Consider the following 23497-nt stretch of genomic DNA (forward strand, 5'->3'; position numbering starts at 1 on the left):
GTATATGGTTATATAGATAAGTCTTTAATAATTTATTTTATGATTACTTCGATCTCAAAACTTCTACCGTGAGTATGTATCTTTAGAGTTCCCTTTGTGCCAATGTTTGACAGTAGTTTTCCACCAGTTAATCGAACATAGGTTCCATCTCCATTTATTTTTTTTATTAAAAGACATTCATGGCTAGGCAAATTCGGATCGTTTATTGTAATATTTTCATAAGATAATGTAATATTATTTAAACTTATCGATAAATAATGGGAATGCATATAGGTGTTATTATTCTCGTTCCACACTTGTTTTGAAACTATTCCAGTTAGGTTAATATCTATGAATTCATTTTCATTTAGATTAATTGATACTTTTCCTTTACTGTCTGTCTTTAATTTAGATGGGTCAGATGAGTCAATCGATAGTTTGTCAATAATTTCTATATTGTCAATTGCATTTACTTCAAATGTTGTTATCAACATTTTCTCAAGTATTTTTCGATCACTTTCTGGAATATTAACATCAATTAAATTTTTATTTAATCGAACATTCAATTGGACAGAATATTTACCAGCTGTTCTTGCCCTAACCATAATCGCATGAGGTGGATTACTTTCAGGTTTATTTTTATTATAACCCGCTGCAATACCATCTACTTCATTAGCAACAACAAAAGGATAATTAAAGGGTTGATTATTAAAATGGTTTCCAAACAATAGTATTTCATATGTACAGTAATAGTCGTTAATACCATTCATATTTGGTGTCAGCGGACATATTAATTTCCCGTCTTCATTATAGGCATAAACAAAAACACTGCTATCGGAAGGTTTGATTGTGACTGATGGAGGATCTCCACTTATATGTTTTCTAAAATTATCAAAAAGTGAGCCTTGAAATGGGCTTGTATGAACAGTTAGTATGTTTGGAATAACCACGAGTTTATTTGGGACTAGTTCCTTTAAATTCGTCACTTTATTGAATCTGTCAAAAATCGGTTCTACAAATTGATAATTGCATTTGTCTTTAAGGTATTCATAATAATTACTGGCTTGAATTAAGTTATTATTTCCTAACGCATTTCCAATTTCACCTATTCCGACTGGGTTTAAATAAATCATGTTTTGTTTTTTTAATTATGATTTTTAAGATGTCTCATTAATATTCTAATCGATCTCTCTCGGCCTGATCATCTTGATGTTTTGCATCCTGAAGATATCCAAAGGCAATCTGGTTAAAAATTTCAGAAAGATTGGGATGCTTGAATTTATGTAAGTCGGCCAGTTTTTTAAAATGGGCAGCATTATCTCTTTCGATAGTGCCTCCATCAAATGGTCCTCTAGAAGTAAATCCTCTTTTATTTGTTACGGCTATCGAAAAATTATCTTTAAGGCCCTTGGTGTTTATTCTCTCAATAACTTCACTGATTTCATCAGGTGGCCAATAGTCTTTATTGGCCTCAGAAAATTGTGCAAGTAACTTTCCTATCTGCATATCAGCCATCTCAATGCGATCTGCTTCTTCTGCCAACTGTCTTACAGCATCTATCCATACGTTTAATTGATCAGGATTGATGGTATTGTCTTTTTGAATGCCTGGTATAGTTTTGAAATCATTGAAAAGTTGGTAACCTTGTTCAGCAAAGCTCTTCAACGCTTCTGGGGAAAGTACTTTTCTTTCTTCTTCCTTTCGTTTATCATCCTTTGGCATATATGACCATTTAAGAATTTCTATAAAAAATTCAGGGCTTTCGGCCAATTCCTGATGTAAATATTTGGGTTTGTATTCAGAGCCGTATGACCCGAGAATCTTCAGGTAAAGCCATTCAAGTTTTATTAAAGCTTCATGATTGAGATCTTCTCTTTTTTCCAGTGTTTTAAACAAACTGGAGACTTCATGTTCCCTAAGAAAATTTTGTTCTAAAGATTCTTCGGTGGCAGCTCGATGTAAAATTTCTGTTAATAACTCTGTAGGAAGATCCCCTTTAATCATATAGGCTGTATTTATTGCAGTAATAAATCTTTTATAGTACAGCAAGTAATTCATACCGATTATTTTTTCTTCAACGGAAATATGATAAAATCGGGGATAGATAGAGTGCCAATAAGTTTGTTTTAGAGTATTGGTGGTATGCTCTATAAAATCCCATAACTCCTTAGAAGGATATAAAGGAATAAAGAATTGTGCCAACTGTTCATCCTCGAAACCTTCTTTTTGTAATTTTTTAAATATTTCAAATGCCCAATCTAGTCCATCTTTTATGACCTTAATCTCTACAAAGCGATGTACTATATCCAAATTGGGCTCTTCTTTTTTTAATACGCACAGTACAGCAAGAATTTCAGCTTCTCCCTGAAGTATTACAGCCAATGTTTCCCCTATACTTCTTGAACTGTCAGGTGTATTTGCTAATTCTATAGCTTTGTCTAAGCCAATGGTATCGATTATTATTTCTAATGCTTCAATTCTTACTTCTTCTATTCTTTTAAAACGTTTCTGATATTGATCTTCATCATCCTCTTCGCGAAATTTTCCATCAGGAAAATCAACGTGAAAAGAGTCGAAGAGCCATTTGTATTTTAGTACTATATCATCAGGTTCTAAGGTATCATATAGAGTCTGGTAGCGTGCTAAAATGTCGTCAGATAGAGACCAATCTGCTGTTGGGTAAGATCTATGATGATAAAGAATTTTTCTGGTTTTATCCCTTGCCAGAGTGCTGTTTTTTGGTATTTGTGAACTGGCCTTTTCAATAAATGATAGCATTTTTTCACTATCCTCGTAAGACGTCATTATTGCTGAATGTCCGATGAGTTGGGCAAGCTTTTCGTCGGTGCCATCAAATAGTTCCAGCAAAAGGTCCACTACCACCGAATAGGTTGCATAAATTTCGCCATAGGTATAGTTTAAGTTAATGTTTTTGTCAAAGAGTCTCCATCTCATTTTATGGGTCGGACTTGCACTTCCGTGATTTTCCGGCAATAGTTTAGTGAGAAGTTTCCAGCCTTCTTTTTTTTCTTTTCTTACGGCTGTTTTTAGTATTTCCATGCGTTCTTCAAAAGGAGTAAGTGTTTGAAAATGCCATGGTTTGTAAATTTCAATTAGACTATTGCTAGGCCTGTTCACAAGATTGCCTCCCGGATCTAGCTCAGATAGTTTGAGTAAAATTATAGTCGAATCATAAAAATACTCAGGAAGCCATGCCAATCCTTCTAGTGCCCAAAGCAGTCCAGTATGATTGCTAGATTCACCCAAGAAACCTTTTTTACTTTTGAACATAGATATAATTGTAGGATCTTCCATTTGTAAAGAATGGTATACTGCTTTTAAAAAACTGTTTGGTGATGCCTCTGAAATTAAAGGTAACTTTTGATCCAGTGTAATCCATTGCTCACCAGTTGCATTGTATAGCAACTTATCAATTAACACATCTACCCACAATTCAGGCTTCTGTAATTTGGAAAGCTTTAAGCCATCTCCGTATTGGCTAATGAGTATTAGTGATTGTATTAGCCCTTCTTTTGCCCAGCTCGAATATTTTTTTGGTTTGCTAAAAGGATGTATAATATATATTGTACCATCATTGTTATCTTCTTGGTTGTCTGTATTTTGATAGATCAATAAAAAAGATTCTGCAAGTAGTTTAAAATCATTTTCAGTTAAAGAGCCGGATAAACTATCCCATAGATCGAGTGGTGAAGTTAATCTCCAGGTATCACCAATTTGTAATAAAGGAGAATCTTCCAAGTTTTTCCATCGGGTTAGAATTTCGAGATAGTTGTCAAAAGGTATGCCTGATAATTTTTCCAATATTTCGCGATCTCCAATATTGTTGCTGTTCCATCTTCCAAGAAGAAGGGCAGGTACTATATCTCTTAGATTTTCATTTTTAAACCATACTGCGTTGTTTTGCGGGAATTTTAATAATCTGCGTAAATGAGCGATATCTCGGCCGGCTTCTTTGGAGAAGCGTTCAGCACTTTCTCTAGTTAATCCCATTTCTACTAAACCCTCAACCTGCCCCTCTTTTACGATGGTCGGTAATGTGATGAGCTCAAGATTATAAGTATCATCGCCCCCTAGTGGAACTATAACATGGTGACCAGTTAGTACTGCAGCATATAAAGGTGTTGTGTCTTCAAATTTAGGAATTAAGTTTAAGGGAGTTCGATTGGCATTTGTATGCAAGGCTCTATAATTTCCATCTGTATCAACCAATAAGGTTTTTGAAAAGAAACGATCACTATGATCTGTAGGCAATTGTTTTGCAGTTGCTATTATAAAAGCCATCGCCTCGGTTTTGGTTTTTGCTTTGACGGCTTTAATTCCAGGTATGTCAATTAAAAAGGTAGTAAGTCTTTCCATTTCTAATTCTCTTCCCGAAGTGATAATTTGTGGAGGTAATTTACCTAGGGGACCCGCAGACCATTCTAGCCAAAATTGTTCTGCTGTGAGTACTCCTTCAAAAGGTACAATGCCAAGATGCACAGCAAACCATCTGGCGACTGCGGACGAATTATCTAACCATTGCGTTAGATCTACAGAATCATAAACCCGGATATCTTTCCATATTCCTTCGTCTAATTTAGCTTGTTTCCATTTATCTTTTTTTGTCCAAAGTCTAGGTGTTACAAATATAAAGGTACATTCTGATTGCGGATATCCTAGTGGATCTGCTGTTCTTTTTTCATAATCTTCATCTGCCTTTCCTTTAGGACCAAGATCCGTTCCAAATTCCCATAAAGATATTCCTGCTGGTACAAAAGATCTACCTTCATCAGATTCAACTATTCCATCCCAACCCCCAAGATAAGAAGCACTGCCATATGGAATGTTTATAAAAGCGCTTGAAGATGCGGTTGCATTGACTAATTTTGAAATTAAGTAAGGAAAATTTCCTTTGGAATCTATGGCATCTGCCCATTGTTCAATGTTTTTTCTGTCAATTTTCATGCGTGGAGATCTACGAAGGTTAGATTTAAATCAACTTAGAGTTATTTGATTCATCCAAATTTAAAGAATTATCTCTACTATTCGTAATTAAATTCGTAATTAAAAGAGAGTTATCTATTTCTCAGTCTAATTGAATATTAAGCTTGATAAAAAAGCTATCTTCCCACTTGTTGTGTTATCAATTTTTTTACCTTTTGCACTGTATTCTTTGAGCAATCAGTAAGTTTTGCTATTTCTAATAACGTTGGTGGAGATTTTTTACTTAAGTAATTTACAACCATAGGGTATTTGGCAAGAAATTTTTCAGAGGATTCAACAGTATCTTTAGCCCGTCCTTTATATGTCCCTTTAGCTTTAGCAATTGCAATGCCTTCCTGCTGCCTTTCTAAGATGGAATTTCTTTCCATTTCGCTAATATTAGCAAGTACACTTACTATTAATTTAAATGTTGGATTTTCGTTCCCATTTGTTAAGCTTTCCAACCCCAGATTGTCAACCTTCAAACATACATTTTGTAAATGCAATTTCTCAATAGTTTGGAGAACATCTAAAGTATTGCGTCCTAATCTGTCAATGCTTGATATGCTAACATAATTAATTCTTTTATCCAAAATATCTTTTAATAATTTAGAAGCTTGTGATCTTTTTGAAAATGGAGTTGATCCACTTATTTTATCAATATAAATGATCTCATTTTGATGTTGCTTTTCGAATTGTCTTTCTATTTTCTGATTGAGTGTTGATACTCTAATGTAACGTGCTTTCATTTAATTAATAGGTCAAATTTAGGGTAGGTATATTTGGTATGTTCTCGAATTAGTGAATCCGTTAAGTAAATATACGAATAACAGGTTAATATTAGACTATAGTCTAATATTGGGTATCTAAAATGAACTTATTTGGACTTTTAATGGTTTTTACATTTTATTAATAAGAATTTATTGTAAATTAGCTTGCGTAACCAAAAGACACTTTAATTATGAAAAAGAAATTATTGCTAATTGTATTTATCTCCCTTTCAATTAATTGTTATTCTCAAGAGAAAGATGCAGAAACAAAACGTAAAGAGGCAGAAGCAAACGTTAAAGAGGCAGAATACCTAGAAAAAACTGCACAGTTAAATTTAGATGCCGAGAGAATAAAAAAAAAGAGTGAAGAGAATAAAAAGGAAGCAGAAAGTTTAGCAAACGAACGTTTATTAAAAACTGAAGAAAATAAAACGGCAGAAGAAAAAGAAAAATTAAAAACTGAAATCGCAAAGTATAAAACTGAAAGAGCTAAGTTTGAAGTTGAAAAAGCTAAATACAAAACAAATTTGGTTAATAATGTTGATACATTGAATCCCAATGAATCTAAAAAATATTTCGCAAGAGTTATAACTACAAACTTTTCCGTTCCACTTGCACGATTTAATTTTACAAAAACTATACCTGAAGATATATCCAAACCTGAAGTTAAATCCAAGAAAGGTGAAATCACATTATTTACTTCAATTGGTGCAGGAATCAGTTATAATTACGGGGTCTACCGCGCTACTACAAATGGTAATAGCGAAATCGTAAATGAAGAATTTACGAACATTATTGGAGCTCAAATTGGGTTCTTATTTTCAGCTGGAACAGGGGAGGATACCAAAAATGTATTTGCCCCCGTTCTAAATATTGTTCTTTTAGATTTTCAAGTTGGTTTAGGTTATGAATTAGGAAATGTTAATATAAATCAAAAAAGAACTTTTGTAACTCTATCATACGCTATTCCACTTTACAAACTAACCAAAACAGGTTTCTATATATTAAAGAAAAGGCCAGCATTACCAATTGAAACCAACGATTTTATTAAAGTTTAAGACAACTATAACAGAAACAATAGAAGGGTATCTTAATTGTTACCCTTTTCTATTTCATCTAAGATTAACAAACATTTTGAACAAAGGGAAAAAACATGGTGTATTTAAGTACTAATATAACCTACAGTATTTTATATAACTGTATTGTTGAAGTATTTTGGAATAAGCAAAATGGAATAATTTAATAACCATTTACTATGATTTTTTAAAAACCTTTAGAAGTTTTAAAGTTAAATATAGCGGTTGTATAAATTCTAATGAAAACAGAGAATGAGCGGATATATGTTATGAAACCTTTTTAGAGGATAATCGAAAATGGCTAAAAAAAAATTACAAGAAATTTTTTATCACTAAAAATATTATCATATTTGTTTGTAATTATAATACAAATATTTAAGAATGGTTAATATTGAAGATAAACTAAAGGAGATAGTTAAATATACAAATGAAAATACTTTTAAATATTGGATATTGATTTCTTATAAAGAATCTATTTGGAGAGGACAGACTTTTAAAGAAGCTATATTAATTAATATAAAAGAACTTAAATACAATAAAGAAAATATTTTTAGGAAAGATAATTTAAAGGTATGTGTAGAGATTGAAGAAATAAGAACAATAAATTTTCCAATAGGATCAATTGTAGATAGTTTTGGGAATTTAATATTAACCTCTAATCAAAGTTTCTCTATAAAAAATGTCTATAGTAATACTGTTTTGATAGATCCCTATAAAGATGTTATCGCACCTTTTGATAATGCAGAAACTTTTGATACTGATTTTATTGATGGTGTACCCTGTTATTATAAAAGATTTGTAAAAAAAGTGGAAATTGGAAAAGAGAATCCTTCTTCTATTACTTATATTATACCAGTACATCCAATTTTGGATTTTTTCTTCTACACAAATACTCGTGTAACAAATATTTTGACAAATGATTTTGAATCAATATTTCATCTGATTAAAAAGGAACCAGATATATTATTATATCCAAGTACAATTATTAATGAAGATTCAGCAAAGTTTATTGGAAAATATTTTTTTACAAAATACAGTGCAGGTCGAAAGGCATTAATGAAAATTAATGAGCATCATTCTGAATGGATAAATCAAGCAAAAAACAAAGAGCAGAGTAAAGCATACATAAATACAAGTTTGCCTTTTGGAATAAAAACTAATTTGAACGTAAATGGAATCTATTTAACTGATTTCAATTCAAATGAGAAGAAATTTTTAGTGCTTTCAATATTGGATGCAAGGCCTTTAGATAATGAGAAATCTTTTTTTGAGATAAAAAAAATTAATTTATTTGACTTAACTGATAAGCGAAGTACGGATTCTAGGGAAAGTAAACCTGAAGTAAAATATGACAAAAAAACTATTCAAGAGGGGTGGGAAGATCAAGTTAAAAGTAAAGAATTGTCAGATGAACCTGTTAATAATTCATTGCCCGAAGTAGAGAACGATATCATAAACAGTCGAAAATTCAATTCAGATCTTGAATTTGAAAAAGCTCCTAGACTCGATCAATTAAATAAGTATTTTAATGAATACTTATTTAAAGATATTGAAAAATTAAGCATTAATTACAATGAACAAAATGGGAATAGTAAAACTGCAAGATATCAAGCTATTGAAGAAGAATCATTTTCTTTTTTTAAAGTCTTTTTTAAAGCTATAGAATTATTAGAAAAAAACAGATATTCTATTAGTTATTTAACTCTTAGTGATAAAGATGTGAATCCTCGGTTGACTATTGCTCCTTCGGGCTTAGAAACAAAAATAAGGCTTAGATCTTTGGTAATTAGTATTTGTCAAATTAAAAATGAAAACTACGGTAATTATATCTTAATTGAATCAGGCGAAAATAAACATATTGGGATGTTTAGATGCACAAATAATAACAGTTTTAATTTGGTTGGAGATATTAGGATCAAATCTTTTTTGGAAAAGGTTATTAATGTACACGATTATAATTGGTCTAAAGTGAATTCAAAAGAGAATTCTAATTTTCAGAGTCAAGAGAATATTCGAATATTTAGACCAATTGAGCACGAAATAACAAAGTTAAATTCACTTCGTAAAGTAGGGAAGACAGATACTGATATAATCTATATTTTAGCTTCTACACTTGCCTATAAAATAGAGGGAAGAATTTTTAAAAACGCTAAGGAAAAAGTTTAAGAAGCCAGTATGGATAATTATTGTCATTTCTAATATATGATTTAGAAATTTTATTTTTATTTAAAAACTCATCTAAAGTGTAAGGATAGTTTTCAAATAAAGGAAAAACATCAGTAATAGCTAGTCTTCTACTATCAATTGGCCAAAGTCCAAAATCTTTCTTTTTACAAGGAATAGTTTCTTTGGCATAATGTAATAATAATTTTTCTCTAAATGGATTGTTTTTTGCTGAAGATAAATATTTAGTAATGAGCATGATAAATCCTTCGAAAAAGAGAAAAGAGAATGATGAGATATTATTATAACCGTCTTTTATAGTTTGATTAATAAATTTTTGATATTCGATTTCTATCATTGTAGGTAGCATATCTTTGGTGTTTGTTTTGGATAAATCATATCCACATTGACAATATTTAAGAGAAAGGGGATATATAACATCACTTGTGTTGATAGATTGATTAGTTAAATGATACATAACAGGTCTCTTACAATTATCGCACTTTTCTTTTAATCTTACATTGCATTCTAAACAAACTAAAGAAATTGATAATCTCCATTGTTTTTTGAAATAAGGGATTGGTTTACTTAGACATGAAGAGCAATATAATGTTCCAAAATTGATTCTTTTTTGATTAAATATACCTAAAGGTAATAATCCGGTTGTATAAGTTTGACAATTTGCTTTCTCAAAAATGATCCCCTCATAAGATGTTAAGAATAAATTATCTATTTGTTGTTTATCTAAAAGAGCATGGTTGATTATTCCATCAATGATTTCAGAGGGTTTGAGTAAATCAATATTTCTAGCTAAAAAGGAACTTGAATTTTTAAAATATATTTTAAGAAAGGTATAAACTTTTACTTGATGTTCAGCTGATAATCGGCATAACCACGACGAAAATAATTCGTCTTTTTGCGGAGGAATATAAGCAGGCCAGATATTTTTATTATGAATAAAAACCATCTTTTAAATTAATGTAAGATTTGTTTTCTCCTTTTGGTTGGGAGAATATAATCTATCGAATTAATAATTTGATTATCTATTTTTTCTTTCCCAGTTTCAATAGCATGAATACAGCTTAATTCCAAAATTTTAGAAATTTCTCCTATTAATCCATCACTTTTATTTAAGATATTGTCAGCTATAGAATTTTCAATTAACATTGATTCCTTTTTTAAAGGTAGTACTTTCTCAAAACTTAGTAATAAGCGTTTGTATTCAATATCATTAGTCCATCGAGGTAATATTTTTGGCTCAAAGCGATTTGATAATTGAGGATCGGTTTGAATAGCATTAAATGCATCTTTCGTTCCTGCACAAACTATTGGTATTTGAAGTTCATTAGATAGAAATTTTATTACATTTAGAAATGTTCTCTGTTTTCTAGTGGAGCCAGCCAAGACGTGGTGTATTTCATCAATCATTAATATTTTTGTTTCCATCTGCTTTAACAAATGTAAAACACGTTGTTGTCTAGAATCTATCTTTTCAGTAGTTTTTGAAGGAGCAAATAAATTGTCAAGTATGATGTTGTAAAATCTTTTTTCATCAGGTTCTGGAGGAGCTTGAACATAGAGAACCGGATTGATAACTTGTAAATCAGTTTCTCTAACATAAGCTTCATTTCTTTCGCTATATTTCCTTAGAATTGCTGTTTTACCATTATTAGATTCTCCTATCAACAGAAGGTTTGGCATTCTGTAGACTTTAGGGTAATTTTTTAAATCATCTAGTTTTTTAAAAACATTAACTGATTGTGTATAACCTATCCAACTAAAATTTTTTGCAGTGTTAATCCTTTCTTCTATCGAAGAGTTTTGCACTATTTCTCTTGTTCTATCATTTAAATAATTCATCATTCTATATCTTCAAAAGGTTCAATTACAACTTCTTTTTTGTTAGATTCAATATTTTTATTTGAATTTAAAATTTGCTCTATTTGTGGTATAATTTCACTTCTATCCATTCTTTTTTCTTTTTTTGTGAGAGATACCGCAGTTCGTTCAAGTTCTTCTAATTCACGATAAGCAGAAAAAATAGTATCCTCATTAATAATTTCGATATTGTTTTTTTTTAGTTTTCTAACAACATCACGATGTTCCCAAATTGAAATAGGAGGGAAGGAGGTATTTCTATATGGAATTTCAAAATATTCTTTTAAAAAAGGATCGAAAAAATATACAATGCTAATATCTCTAGGATCTGTTCTGAAAATATATTTTATTTTATTTCCCTTTTCATCTTTAGAATTTATGTATGATCTTAAGACATCATCATAATAATGAATGTGATTGAGCATAATGCCATATTCTTGAATTGTTCTTTCTACAAAAGGCATAAAATCAAGCCTTACTTTCCGTTCATTAAAAATTCTTGCAGGTATACCTTTGCCAATAGTAGTATTATCTCCTAGAATTCCTTTTTTGAACCTATTAATAGGTGTTTCATTTATTGACGAATGAATTCTTTTGTGATAAATTTTTGTGATATAAATTGTCAACCATCTTTCAAATTCATCTAAAGTAAAAGAGGCGTTTTTTTTAGAATCGTAATTATCACGCTCTTTAATTGATGAAAAAGTAGTCCCTGGTAAGTCATGTATTTCTTTTGAAAATGTACCTAATATTCTTTCAATATGTCCTCCAAAATGTGGTGTAGCGATTGGTCTAAAATTTAAATCAATTCCATACTCTTGGGTTGCTTTTCTAAGCATATTTCCATGAAATTCTTTAGCATTGTCAACATGTATGGTGTCCATTATACCCCAACAGTCCCAATCTGTATTTACATCTTTTGATTCCAACCAGCTTTCTTTTGGCAAAATACTATGGCATATGCACATTCCTACACTTAGTGAGCTTGGGGGATCAAATGACAAATAAAAGCCAAGTATTGCTCTAGAGTAGATATCTATAGCTAAAGTAAGATAAGGTCTTTGGTATGGTTGCCTTAAATGATTGTCAACGAGTATTATATCAACAGGTGTATGGTCGATTTGAACAACTGAAAGAGGATAGTCAGCACCTGGGAAGTTGCCTTTTATTGGTTCAAAATTTTCTCTGGCAGCTTTACTCCCGTAGCGTTTTCTAATTCTTTCTTCCTCTGAAATGTTTTTAATCCGATTTCTTATGGTGTTAGAATGTGGAGGCTTAATATCCATATCTTTACAAGCCATTACAATTTCTCTAATGGTTTTTATGATTGAATGTCTTGAATTGGATAAGTACACAGAATGTATTTTGTCATTTATGATATTATCTGAAATTTTATCTAGCCTACTTTTTCCGATTCTAGTTCCTTTGTTCTTTCCTACTAAAGAAGAAACTAATCCAGATTCTGTGTATGTTTTGATCCATCTATATAGAGTCGCAATACTAATATGATTTTCAGTAGCAGTATCTTTTACCAAATCAATATTTCCTCTTTGTAAGAGAATCGGTTTTATAATTTCAAATCTTTTTAGTGCTTTTTGCCATTTGTCATCAGGTAAATCATGTATATCATGATAATTTTTAATTGAATTAAACGGACTAATCAAACTGTTAGGTACAGTATGTACTACATTTGTAAAAATTTCTTCAATAGACACTGTATTAATATCTATAATTTTTACAATGATGCATTCTTTTTCTTTGAAGATTACCTTCTCCCCAATATTAATTAATAACCTATCCATTTTTTTTAACCCAAATTAAGGTGTTCATACTGAGTTTTTTATCATTATCGAAAGTTATCGAATAATTTGCTATTAGATACCATAATAAATATAAAAGTTCAGCTTGCTTTGATTCGTCGTTTGCCATATCCTTAATTATTATTGCTGGTGTTGATTCATTTAACTTTTTTAATCTATTTCGAATCATTGTAGCTTCATCTAAATTTAAATCAAATTTTGGATATCTATAATAGTTTAAAAATTTTGCATTCCAACCTAGAGGTGTTCGAATCAAATGCTCACTATAAATTTTGAAAGAGATATTATTATCCTTGCAAAAAAGTTCTGCTGCTTTAAATTTTATAGATAATTCACTATTCTTTTCTTCTAATTCCTGAACATATTTAACTTCGACAAGTTCTTTAGTGCCATCCCAATATTCAACATAAAAATCAGGAACATAGTATTTTTCTATATTCTCATCTAGATAATGAATTTTTATAGGTTGTTCATAGTATCTTTTAACTTCGAGATTATATTCTAAAAGGTAGATAAAATCCCTTTCTAAAGACGATTCAAATTCTACATGTTCATTGTTCTTGATACTGCATATATGACCTGTAACAGAAAAATTATTCGCCAAAATTTTTCTCACTCTTTTAAAACTTGTTATCATCTACCATTGTATTATTATGTTAATAATTTTTTATGCCTTCGAAATTCTCATTTAATGCTGTAAAGTCATTATACATTAAATGCTTTATTCTCATTTATGGGTGTAATTTACAGGAGGTGGAAGTTATCCTCAACCGGGTGAAATTTCGATGGCACATAATGGTGTTTTGTTTTTGGATGAATTACCAGAATTCAAACGGGATGTACTCGAAGTGATGCGTCAACCGTTGGAGGATCGAGAGGTAACCATTTCCAGAGCCAAGTTTACGGTAACGTATCCGTCTTCGTTTATGTTGGTGGCGAGTATGAATCCTAGCCCAAGTGGTTTTTTTAACGATCCCGATTCACCACAAACTTCTTCTCCACACGAAATGCAGCGGTATATGAGTAAAATATCTGGGCCTTTATTGGATAGAATCGATATTCATATTGAAGTGACTCCCGTTCCTTTCGAGAAACTATCCGATGATCGAAAAGCGGAAAGCAGTGTTGATATCCGACAAAGAGTAACATCGGCACGTGAAATCCAGTCTGTACGATTTGAAGCAATGGAGAACATACATTATAATGCGCAAATGAACACCAAACATATTCGAGAACATTGCGCTCTCGATGATGCCTCAAAAGAGTTATTAAAAACCGCTATGGAACGATTGAATCTTTCGGCGCGAGCGTATGATCGAATTTTGAAAGTAGCCAGAACAATTGCCGACTTGGATGCAGCTCCACATGTTATTTCTGGACATATCGCCGAAGCCATTCAGTATAGAAGTTTGGATCGTGATGGTTGGTTGGGTTGAGATTTTCAGATTTTTAATAACAGTTTTAGCAATCGTAATCTTCTATTTTGTTTTTCGAACTAAAATGAAAAAAGAAAAGTATAGAAATAAATAAGTCAAAAAAGAGATTTCAATAGAAATCTCTTTTATTTTTGCCAAATGTTAGAAATTCTTTACCAAGACGAATATATTATAGCAATTAATAAACCAAGTGGATTGTTGGTTCACAAATCATTTTATGCGCGCGATGCAAAAGTTTATGCTATTCAAGAATTGAGAAATCAAATAGGAGGGCGACATGTTTATCCTATTCATCGGTTAGATCGTAAAACATCTGGTGTCTTGTTATTTGCGTTGGATGCAGCCGTTTTAAAAATTATGAATGATCGTTTTGCCACACGCGAAGTCGAAAAAAAATATTTAGCAATTTTACGTGGTTGGTCACCCGAAGAACTTACGATAGATTATGATTTAACCAATGATGATGAAATTAAACAAAATGCAATAACATACTTTCATCGTTTGCAAAATGCCGAAGTTGAGTTAGAATTTAACAATCAACCAACGTCACGATATTGTTTGGTAGAAGCGATTCCTGAAACTGGACGTATGCATCAATTACGAAAACATTTCAAACATATTTTTCATCCCATTTTAGGAAGTCGTCCACATGGTTGTAACAAACAAAATAAATTATGGTTGGAGAATTTTGACCTGAAAGGAATGATGCTTCATGCACATCAGTTAATTTTTAATCATCCAATAACAAATAAACAACTAATCTTGAATGCAAAGATTAATGAAGAGTTTAGCAGAGTAGGTACTATTCTTAAGCTAGATTTGAATAAGTATGAATAGAATAATAATTTGTAAATTAATGCTTTAAATTATTGTTGTATTTTGAAACAACAGTTTTCAGTATAAAGATGAGCAGAGTTGAGATTTCAGATTTTTGATCAATTCTTGAGACATTTACGAAAAAAGTCGGGAGACTTTTATATCGTTTGCGATTTTTAAGAATATTTAAATTAAAAGCTCAAAGTCTTGAGACTTTGCGGAGCGGAGGTTGCAAATCCGCGCTATCGAGCTTTATAAACATAAAAAAAACCGAATCATTTACGATTCGGCTCATTGATTAATCTTTTCCCTAAAAATTTATGAGGCGTCCCACAACATTTTGATTTCCTCACATATTACTTCAATATCTTTTATTTTTTCCCTAATATTAACGGGAGAAGTAACAATCCCTTCACCAAAAATATCAATTGAAATGCACAATTCAGGCAAAACAATTTCTCCATTTTTAGCAACTTCTGATTCTAAATATTTATGAAGTGTACTAGCAACATATGTTTGCTGTTTTCTGTCAAACTTATTCCCCTTGGAAATATGAGTTTTTAGTGCTCCTAAATATTTTTTACCATCTATTTCAATTTCAATAATTAAATCGGGCGATACGATAACTTCTACACCTTTAATAACAATTGATTTTGATTCAACATTTTTCAAAACTTTGTAGTCATAGTTTTTTAACAAACTAGGAATTTGGAAACTGACGAATCTTTGTAAAGCCTCTAGCGAAACTATTCTGTCATTAATTTGCCTCGGTTTCGTTAACGTTTTACTTTTCAAAATTTCAATACCATCCAACACCGGTTGAATATCTCCCTTATTTGCCATTACCTTTTTAATTCTAGCTTTAGCTAATTGATAATAAGCAATTTTAAAAGAGTTAGGTGTTTTTTGCTGTTTAATAATGCTTTTCTTTTTCGCTAGTGTGCTTTGCGAAAAATCGGCCAATTGATTTACTGAGATACTACATCCTCTTATCATTAACCTATTGGTGGATGTTTGTCATCACCATAACTATTCTTCTCTCTTATCTTACCATTCACACCATGGATTAAAAGTTCAGAACCGTTGCTTTTGGCAACATTTTTACCAATTTCAATAGCTTCTTGTTGTGTGCTTACATTCCTGTAAGCTTTTTGGCTATTCTCTGTTTTTACGGACCATACCTCTCCGCTTTTTGATTTAACTACATGTACATTTTTTTTAGTCATGTTCTTTTTAATTTTAATTTAACAAAATATTTTTTTGAAAAAATTTTGATTTCTAAAAATTAAATGTACTTTTGCACCCTCTGACAGGCTCTAATTTTACATTAATTTTAGAAATTCTTTTTTCGATAATCTTGGGAAAAGATTAAGATTTTATTAATACAAAAATTAGTCCAAATTTATTATAATTAAAAAATAAACATATAACTGTCTTTATGACAGTTTTTTTTGTTTTCAAAACTTTTTGTCACTGTCACTGTCAGAAAAGTAAATTTCGGTTAGTAACCATACTCGTAGCTAAACCCGACCACTCTGATTTGAACTAAACACATCGAGTTGGATAGCGCAGTTTTGCAAACTGTGCCCATAAACGAGAGCAACTTTGTTTTTTCAAAGATTTGAATACAAAGGTCTTTAGAGATAAAATCGTGAATTATAGCCCCGATAAAAACGAAAAACCTTGTGAGGGCTGGCGTTTAGCCCTCACAAGGATTGTAGTGTATAGCGGGAGGTGACTTCCTTAAAAAACGAAATCATTCTGCTCCTAAAAAATCTTAATTTCTTAGTTATTATCTATTAGAACGTCTGTCATTATTTTGATTCGGACGTCTTGGACCAAAACTATTAGTACTGCTTCTGTTTGCATTATCCGTTTTTGGTTTCTTAGGAGTCGAATTACGTTGTTGTCTCCCTTGACCTTGCTTAATGGGTTCAGTAGATGCGTTAGGGTCTGGCTCAAAACCTTTAATATTTTCTACAGGTAATTTCATGCCGACCAATTTTTCTATATCGCGTAAAAAAGTGGTTTCGTCTGGACTAAATAAAGAAATAGCTTCTCCACTTGCTCCAGCTCTTCCTGTTCTACCAATTCTGTGAACGTAATCTTCGGGAATATTAGGTAGTTCAAAATTAACAACATGCGGTAATAACGGGATGTCTAAACCTCGAGCGGCAATATCTGTAGCTACCAAAGCGGTTAGGCTTCCGTCTTTGAAACCTGCTAATGCTTTGGTTCGTGCGCCTTGACCTTTATTACCATGAATAGCTGCGGCCCTAATCCCAGCACTAATCATGCTTTCTGTTAGTTTGTTGGCTCCTTGTTTTGTTCGTGTAAAAACCAAAATCTGTTTCCAGTTTCCTTCAGAAATAAGTTTTATTATTAGTTCTGTTTTTTTCTCTTTTGCAACAGGATATACTTTTTGAATAATAGCATCTACTGTTGTGTTTTCTGGAGTTGCTTCGACATGAACGGGATTGTGCAAAATACCCATTGCCAATTTCTTGATGTCTTTTGAAAAGGTTGCCGAAAACATCAAGTTTTGCCTTTTTGAAGGTAATACTTTAATAATGCGCTCAATGTCACGTAAAAAACCCATGTCTAGCATACGGTCTGCTTCATCCAAAACTAGGACTTCTACTTTTGATAGAGAAATTAAACCTTGATTTTGCAAATCGATTAATCGACCGGGAGTTGCTACTAAAACATCGACACCTTGACGCAATTGATTGACTTGTGGATTTTGGTTGACACCTCCAAAAATAACTGCGCTGCGTAAATCTAAAAATTCACTGTATTCTTTTATATTGGCATATACCTGAGCTGCCAATTCTCGTGTTGGGGTCAATATTAAGGCACGAATGGGTCTTTGTCTTAAGTGTTGTCCTTGCGATAATAATTGTAATATTGGAAGTGTAAAGCCTGCTGTTTTCCCTGTTCCTGTCTGTGCAGATGCTAATACATCTTTGCCTTCTAAAATGGGTGGAATTGCTTTTTGTTGTATTGGAGAAGGTGTAGAATATCCTTTTTTGCTGATGGCTTTTAATAAAGCATCAGATAAGCCTAATGAGTTAAATGACATATATTGTGTTGATGAAGTAAACCCTATTATTTAGATTACTTCTTTTAAGTTGGCGCAAAGGTACTGCTAATTTTTTGATGTGGTTTTGATTACTAGACTTTGTTTCAATAAAATAAAGCGCTTCGTTTTAATTCGTTATAAAATATAGTCAAGACGTTAATAAATATGGTAAATTGAAAGGGTAGCTAAAATTGTTATTCCTTTATACAGAATTCAGAAATAAGGTTCGATTTTTTTTTGCCATTGAAATTGCCATTGAAATTGATATTGCCACCAATATTGCTTTAAATTTTTAGCCATTTTTCTAATATGTCTTTAAGTGTTTGCTTTATTATAGGTTTTGATAAATAATCATTCATACCGGCCTCTATGCACTTTTCTCTTTCGCCAACTACAGTTCCCGCAGTCAGTGCAATGATAAGGGTCTCTTTTAATTGATCTAATTTGCGAATCGCTTTTGTAGCTTCGTATCCATTGACCAATGGCATTTGTATGTCCATAAATATAATATCCGGATTTATTTCGATTGCTTTTATAATCGCTTGCTCACCATCTACTGATTCATGAATGGTACTCGTTGGTAAAATTTGTTTTATTAGTGTTTTGGTCAATAGCATATTGATTTTGTTATCTTCTACAATCAATATTTTGGGTTGTTCATTTTTGAGCGTTATTTTGGGATCTTCATAGATAGGAGTGATCTGTTTTTTTAACAAAAAAACCTTTTTTTCTTTATTGGAGCTTTTTAATTGTACATCAAAGAAAAAGGTACTTCCTATGTTATACAGACTATCAATTTGTAATGTGCTATTCATTAAGGCTAATAATTGGTTCGAAATGGCTAATCCCAAACCCGTTCCCCCAAACTTTTTAGTAGTCGAGCTGTCTTCTTGAGAAAAAGCTTGGAATATTTTCTTTTGATTGCTTTTTCGGATTCCAATTCCTGTATCTCTTACTGAAAATCGTAGCAGCGCTTGATTTTTTTCAACTTCTAAAGTTGAAATAATGAGTTCTATTTTACCAGTATCGGTAAACTTGACCGCATTTGTTAATAGATTGATTAAAACTTGTTTCAAGCGGATGTAATCTATCCAAATGTATTTGGGGACGTCCTCATTGATGGTGTAATTTATTTCTAGATTTTTAGTATTTGCTTGATAGTTTATTAATTCTTTAATTTGATTAACAAGGTCAACTATGGAGTGTCTTTCTACATTAAGTTCTAGTTTTCCCGATTCAATTTTAGAAAAATCTAAGATGTCATTGACCACTTCCATCAATATATTGGCCGACTGATTGATGGTATTCATGTATTGTTTTTGGAACGGTTCTAATTTTGAATTCATCAACAAATCCGTATATCCAATTATTCCATTCAATGGGGTTCTAATTTCATGACTCATATTAGCCAGGAACTCAGATTTTGCTTTATTAGCTGCCTCAGCTATTTCTTTTTCCTTGACTATAGTTTCATTGTTTTTTTTCTCTGTTATATCTATAAAAATACCTTCCATAAAAGCAATTTCTCCATTTTTTATGATAGAATCTCCAAATTCTTCTACCCAAACGATGGAATTATTTTTATGTTTTATTCTGTATATAGCATGGTATGGTTTTCTCTCTTTTAGGGCAATATAATTTTCTTTTTTTATCCTATCTATGTCATCTTCAGCTATCAAGTCAATAAAAAATAATTTATTTTCTAGAAAATCAGATTTAGGATATCCCGTAAGTTTTTCTATTTCATCATTAAGGTATATTTTGGTGTATTTTTCATCATAATTTGATAAATAAACCGTACCTGGAATGTTGTTGGCAAGCAATCGGAATCGCTCTTCACTTTCTTCAATGATGGATTCGTTGAGATTTCGTTCTAAAGAGGATGAAATATTTTTGACTAATAATTGCAAAATTGAAATTTCATCATCGCTCCAATCTCGTTCCGTTGTAGTGTCATCAAAAACAAAAAAACCATGTAAATCATTTTTTATAAAAACGGGTAAAAACAAAAAGGATTTGATGTCTAATTGGCTTAAAAATCGTTTTATATTTTCATTTTCTGTTTTGGCAAATGTTGTATGAATGAACATATCTGGTGTTACATCTTTTTTTATATCGTCAAAATCAGAAAAAGATATGTCTTGTAAATCTTTATTTACAGCATCAAAATCTTGAAGCTCATAAGTCCATCGGTATCTTTGATTGAATAAATCTGTTTTGGGGCTCTTTTTGAAATAAGAAATACGTTCTGCTTTAGTTACTTTCCCGATTTCGTTTATGATTCCTTTAAAGATGTCACTTGAATTTTTTTTCAATAAAAAGGTATTCGTGTTTTTATTGATAACCAATAGTAATTCACTTTTATAAGCTAGTTTTCTTTCGATCTCTAATCGCATTTCAGAAGCAAGTGCAATTATAATTAAATCAGAAATTGATTTAGCAAAATTGATGTCTTCATTATCCCAATTCTTGGTTTTTTGCGTAGTTTCAAAAGAGATAATTCCTTTTAGTTCTCCATCTATAAAAATGGGAGTATCTAATACAGAGAATATATTGTATTTGTTAATGTATTTTTCATTGATCTGATTATTCAAAAGATTGGCCCGTATGTCTGAGTCAACATCTTGTAACTCATGTTCAATTTTATCAAAATAGCTAGGATTATCACTTTTGTAATAGATTGCCCCCTTTTCGAAAATTTTTTTATCCGAATTATACAGGTTTTTACAGACGATTTTATCAAAATCATATTCCCAATAACTAGAACGATTGATCTCGACTGTTTTGTTTATAATTTTTAAAATGTTTTTTATAAAACTTTCAAAGGTGCTTTTGTTTGAGTGGTTTAATAACGCAATGTCTTTTAGGGCTTTGCTGTGTTTTTTTATTTTATTTTGTCTTTTGGATCTTTCCTCCTCAATATTTTTAAATAAAGTAATATCTCTTGCAATACCAGAATACCCATTGATTGCCCCAAAATTATTTCTTCGTATAAAGACATTTTGCGAGATCCACATTTCACTTCCATCTTTTTTAATAATGGGAAATTCTAAAGTGGTAAAATTTTCTTCAATTTCTAAAATATTTTGATAAAAACTCATCGTATTGGTAATGTAATCTTTTCGAATTATGAATGAAAAATGTTGGTTTAGGATCTCCTCTTTGGTATATCCTAAAATTTTTATGGCATAATCATTTGCAAAAGTTAATTTACCATTTTGATCTGTTTCAAAAATGAGATCAACGGCTGTTTGTATTAAGATTTCATACTGGTTTCGAATTCTGATTTCATTAGTGACATCTTGACCTATTCCGATAATTAATTCTTCTGAGAACTTCTTGTCTATCCACTGAATGAATTTGTATTCCCCATTTTTGCATTTTAGTTTTCTAACATACAATCTGTTATCGATGTAGTTTTCACAGTAATCTTTACCGATGAATTCGGGATCTTCTGTAAGTTCCCAAAATCCTAATCCCATAACTTCGGCAGGGGTGTAGCCTAAAATAAAAGTTATACTTTCGCTGCAAAATGTCAATTCACCATTTTTATTTGTGGCAATTGTTAGCGAATTACCTTTGTTTACAATTTCATTGGCAAAAAGAAATTTATTATTAATTTTTGTTGTTGCTGTATGTCGGATGTGGTTTATTATGAAAACAATCACAGCATAATTAAAGAGTATTACGGTTCTCTTAATGGGAACCAAGTCAAAAGTATAGATTACTATTAAAAACAATAAAATAAATCCAGAAAATGCCCAATATACTTTTATAGGCTTAAGAATAATATAGGAAAAGAAAAAGGCAACAATAAAAGCATAATTAGGAATCGCATCTTCGGGTAAAAAAATGATGTTATAGCAGATTAATAGATAATAACAAAAGAATAAAATAATATAGATATTTCGGATTCTATTATAAATGTAGGTCGATTTTTTACTAATCACAAATAAGACTAAAAAGATTATTCCTACAACAAAATTGTTAATCAGTAGACTTTTAGGTCTAATGTGGTAAATTTCGAAAATGATTTCTAAAAGCGGGACTATGAACCCTATAAATAATAAATAGAGCTGATATTCTTTTTTGTCAGAATCTAAAGTAGGACAACTTTCAGGATTTTTTATAATTGAATTCATTTTCAGTAAACTCACGACTAATCCGATAAAAAAAATAGAAAGCATTGAAATCAATACTTTGTTGTTAAATATAATGCTATTCAAATGTATCATTGCTACTGTTGTACCCATAGGGACGGAAACTAATCTAGAAATAGAAAAGTTGAAGTAATAAGATAATAATATGTTATAGCATAATAACATAACTTTTATTTAAGTTTTTTTTTTATAAAATATTTTAAAAAAGGTAACTATTCAGTCTAACAAAAATTTTATACGTCCCGATGGTTATCGGGATTCACGAATTAACACGAATTCAGGATCAAAATTGAATCTAATTTTACAAAAAAAATCACAATGCAATTTGTGCAAATTTGTGTAATTCGTGTCTGTTTTTCTTTAAATCCTACGTTAATTTGGTGTAGGTCGAATAGTAACAAAAAAAGTAAACTTGATAATTTTATAAAATAAAATTGTTTTCGTCTATTTTATCTTGAGAATCAATACCTACAATAGCACTGTAAATAGCATAATTCATAGAATAAAGAAATGGAAGCGTGAAAAAAACACCAATGCAACATCCCAAAAGGCCTACCATTGCGCCAATAATGGCAACAACCATTAATCCTAATAAAACGAAAGGTTGTTTTAAAACGATCATGATGCTGTGTTTTATGGCGTCGATTGCTTTTAAATTGCCAAAAATGATAAGAGGAATGGAAAGAAGCGTGATAAATGAAATGAAATAAGTAGTGATTGTTCCAATAAAATCAACCTTCATAAAAGAAAATAACGTTGCTTGAGCAAAGCTAATAGATGCTATTAAGGCACTTGATACTATAATTTCCTTAAGATAAGGGAGTTTGTAATAACTAAAAAAAGTAGCAATATGAAATTCTTCGTCTCGATCTCCACAATCAGCCATTTTTAGGAAACCAGCTTGAAACGGACTTAAAATACAGGTTAAAATAATTGAAATTACTCCAAAAATTAATATACTAGATTCAGATAGATTTTCTATTTTAAATTTTTCAGGGGATAGTTCTTGTGTCATTGCAGTTACTCCAATTACTGATATTATTGATCCCGAAATTAAAATGCCAAATAATGTCATAAAAACAAATAACACCAATCCGGCGTACAATGCAATTTTTTTGTAATTCTCGAAGGCATGATTGAATACATTTCCAAAATCTAGTTGGTATCCATTTTTTTCGATATCGTGCAATCTTTCTTTTAGTTGACTCATTTTTTATTAGCTTGGTTAAGTACTATTAGGTTTGGTTATTTTTTAAAGGTGATTTTTAAAATGGAATTCTAAAAATGATCCCATTTACGTTTATTTCCTCTTGTATTCTATATTCTAGTACTAT

15 protein-coding genes and 1 pseudogene are annotated in these 23497 nt (G+C 31.0%); 4 read left to right on the forward strand and 12 right to left on the reverse strand.

Translation table 11 applies throughout. The features are described from left to right. Positions 1-32: 32 nt before the first annotated feature. The 3 genes from FNW52_RS12640 to FNW52_RS12650 all read right to left on the reverse strand — a co-directional run bounded on the left by FNW52_RS12640 (position 33) and on the right by FNW52_RS12650 (position 5711). Positions 33-1112, reverse strand: a complete 1080-nt coding sequence (locus tag FNW52_RS12640) for a hypothetical protein (RefSeq protein WP_143377836.1) — start codon at positions 1110-1112, stop codon at positions 33-35. Positions 1113-1149: 37 nt separating this feature from the next. Further along, entirely contained in the window at positions 1150-4944 is a 3795-nt protein-coding gene (locus FNW52_RS12645; protein ID WP_143377837.1) for a hypothetical protein, read from the reverse strand. Between the two features lie 155 nt (positions 4945-5099). After that, positions 5100-5711: a recombinase family protein gene (locus FNW52_RS12650; RefSeq protein WP_143377838.1), complete on the reverse strand. Its 612-nt coding sequence runs from the start codon at positions 5709-5711 to the stop codon at positions 5100-5102. Positions 5712-5923: 212 nt separating this feature from the next. Between FNW52_RS12650 and FNW52_RS12655 the strand changes: the two genes are divergently transcribed. Together FNW52_RS12655 and FNW52_RS12660 are read left to right on the forward strand one after the other, a co-directional pair. After that, the gene (locus FNW52_RS12655) at positions 5924-6790 is read left to right on the forward strand and encodes a hypothetical protein (RefSeq protein ID WP_143377839.1); all 867 of its coding nucleotides are present in this window, start codon (positions 5924-5926) and stop codon (positions 6788-6790) included. Positions 6791-7189: 399 nt separating this feature from the next. Beyond that, complete coding sequence (locus FNW52_RS12660; protein ID WP_143377840.1) at positions 7190-8974, forward strand: hypothetical protein; 1785 nt, start codon at positions 7190-7192, stop codon at positions 8972-8974. On the opposite strand, the gene FNW52_RS12665 is transcribed toward FNW52_RS12660, so the two are convergent. The 4 genes from FNW52_RS12665 to FNW52_RS12680 are packed head-to-tail and all read right to left on the reverse strand — an operon-like array spanning position 8958 to position 13306. Continuing rightward, the gene (locus FNW52_RS12665; protein ID WP_143377841.1) at positions 8958-9938 is read right to left on the reverse strand and encodes a TniQ family protein; all 981 of its coding nucleotides are present in this window, start codon (positions 9936-9938) and stop codon (positions 8958-8960) included. The two genes, FNW52_RS12660 and FNW52_RS12665, sit on opposite strands and share 17 nt — an antisense overlap. Before the next feature lie 8 nt (positions 9939-9946). Then, on the reverse strand, positions 9947-10834 hold the full coding sequence (locus tag FNW52_RS12670; protein ID WP_221933397.1) for a TniB family NTP-binding protein: 888 nt from the start codon (positions 10832-10834) through the stop codon (positions 9947-9949). Then, positions 10831-12651 carry a Mu transposase C-terminal domain-containing protein gene (locus FNW52_RS12675; protein WP_143377842.1) on the reverse strand — a complete coding sequence of 607 codons (1821 nt, stop codon included), beginning with the start codon at positions 12649-12651 and terminating at the stop codon, positions 10831-10833. Before FNW52_RS12675 ends, FNW52_RS12670 begins: the two co-directional genes overlap by 4 nt. Further along, positions 12644-13306 carry a TnsA endonuclease N-terminal domain-containing protein gene (locus tag FNW52_RS12680; RefSeq protein ID WP_143377843.1) on the reverse strand — a complete coding sequence of 221 codons (663 nt, stop codon included), beginning with the start codon at positions 13304-13306 and terminating at the stop codon, positions 12644-12646. Before FNW52_RS12680 ends, FNW52_RS12675 begins: the two co-directional genes overlap by 8 nt. Before the next feature lie 112 nt (positions 13307-13418). Between FNW52_RS12680 and FNW52_RS12685 the strand changes: the two are divergent. Continuing rightward, a pseudogene (locus tag FNW52_RS12685) lies at positions 13419-14105 on the forward strand (YifB family Mg chelatase-like AAA ATPase); the annotation flags it as partial. A 138-nt stretch (positions 14106-14243) separates the two neighbouring features. Continuing rightward, entirely contained in the window at positions 14244-14942 is a 699-nt protein-coding gene (locus tag FNW52_RS12690) for a pseudouridine synthase (protein ID WP_143377844.1), read from the forward strand. A gap of 297 nt (positions 14943-15239) precedes the next feature. Here the strand turns inward: FNW52_RS12690 and FNW52_RS12695 are convergent, their stop codons facing one another. The 5 genes from FNW52_RS12695 to FNW52_RS12715 all read right to left on the reverse strand — a co-directional run bounded on the left by FNW52_RS12695 (position 15240) and on the right by FNW52_RS12715 (position 23373). After that, complete coding sequence (locus FNW52_RS12695) at positions 15240-15917, reverse strand: hypothetical protein (RefSeq protein WP_143377845.1); 678 nt, start codon at positions 15915-15917, stop codon at positions 15240-15242. Next, positions 15917-16147, reverse strand: a complete 231-nt coding sequence (locus FNW52_RS12700) for a DUF2188 domain-containing protein (protein WP_143377846.1) — start codon at positions 16145-16147, stop codon at positions 15917-15919. Before FNW52_RS12700 ends, FNW52_RS12695 begins: the two co-directional genes overlap by 1 nt. Before the next feature lie 566 nt (positions 16148-16713). Then, entirely contained in the window at positions 16714-18003 is a 1290-nt protein-coding gene (locus tag FNW52_RS12705; protein WP_143377847.1) for a DEAD/DEAH box helicase, read from the reverse strand. 284 nt (positions 18004-18287) lie between these two features. Beyond that, complete coding sequence (locus FNW52_RS12710) at positions 18288-22145, reverse strand: PAS domain S-box protein (RefSeq protein WP_255515594.1); 3858 nt, start codon at positions 22143-22145, stop codon at positions 18288-18290. Between the two features lie 439 nt (positions 22146-22584). Continuing rightward, on the reverse strand, positions 22585-23373 hold the full coding sequence (locus FNW52_RS12715) for a hypothetical protein (protein WP_143377849.1): 789 nt from the start codon (positions 23371-23373) through the stop codon (positions 22585-22587). Between the last annotated feature and the right edge of the window lie 124 nt (positions 23374-23497).

It is taken from the genome of Flavobacterium sp. ZT3R18 (assembly GCF_007097385.1).
Classification (GTDB): Bacteria; Bacteroidota; Bacteroidia; order Flavobacteriales; family Flavobacteriaceae; genus Flavobacterium.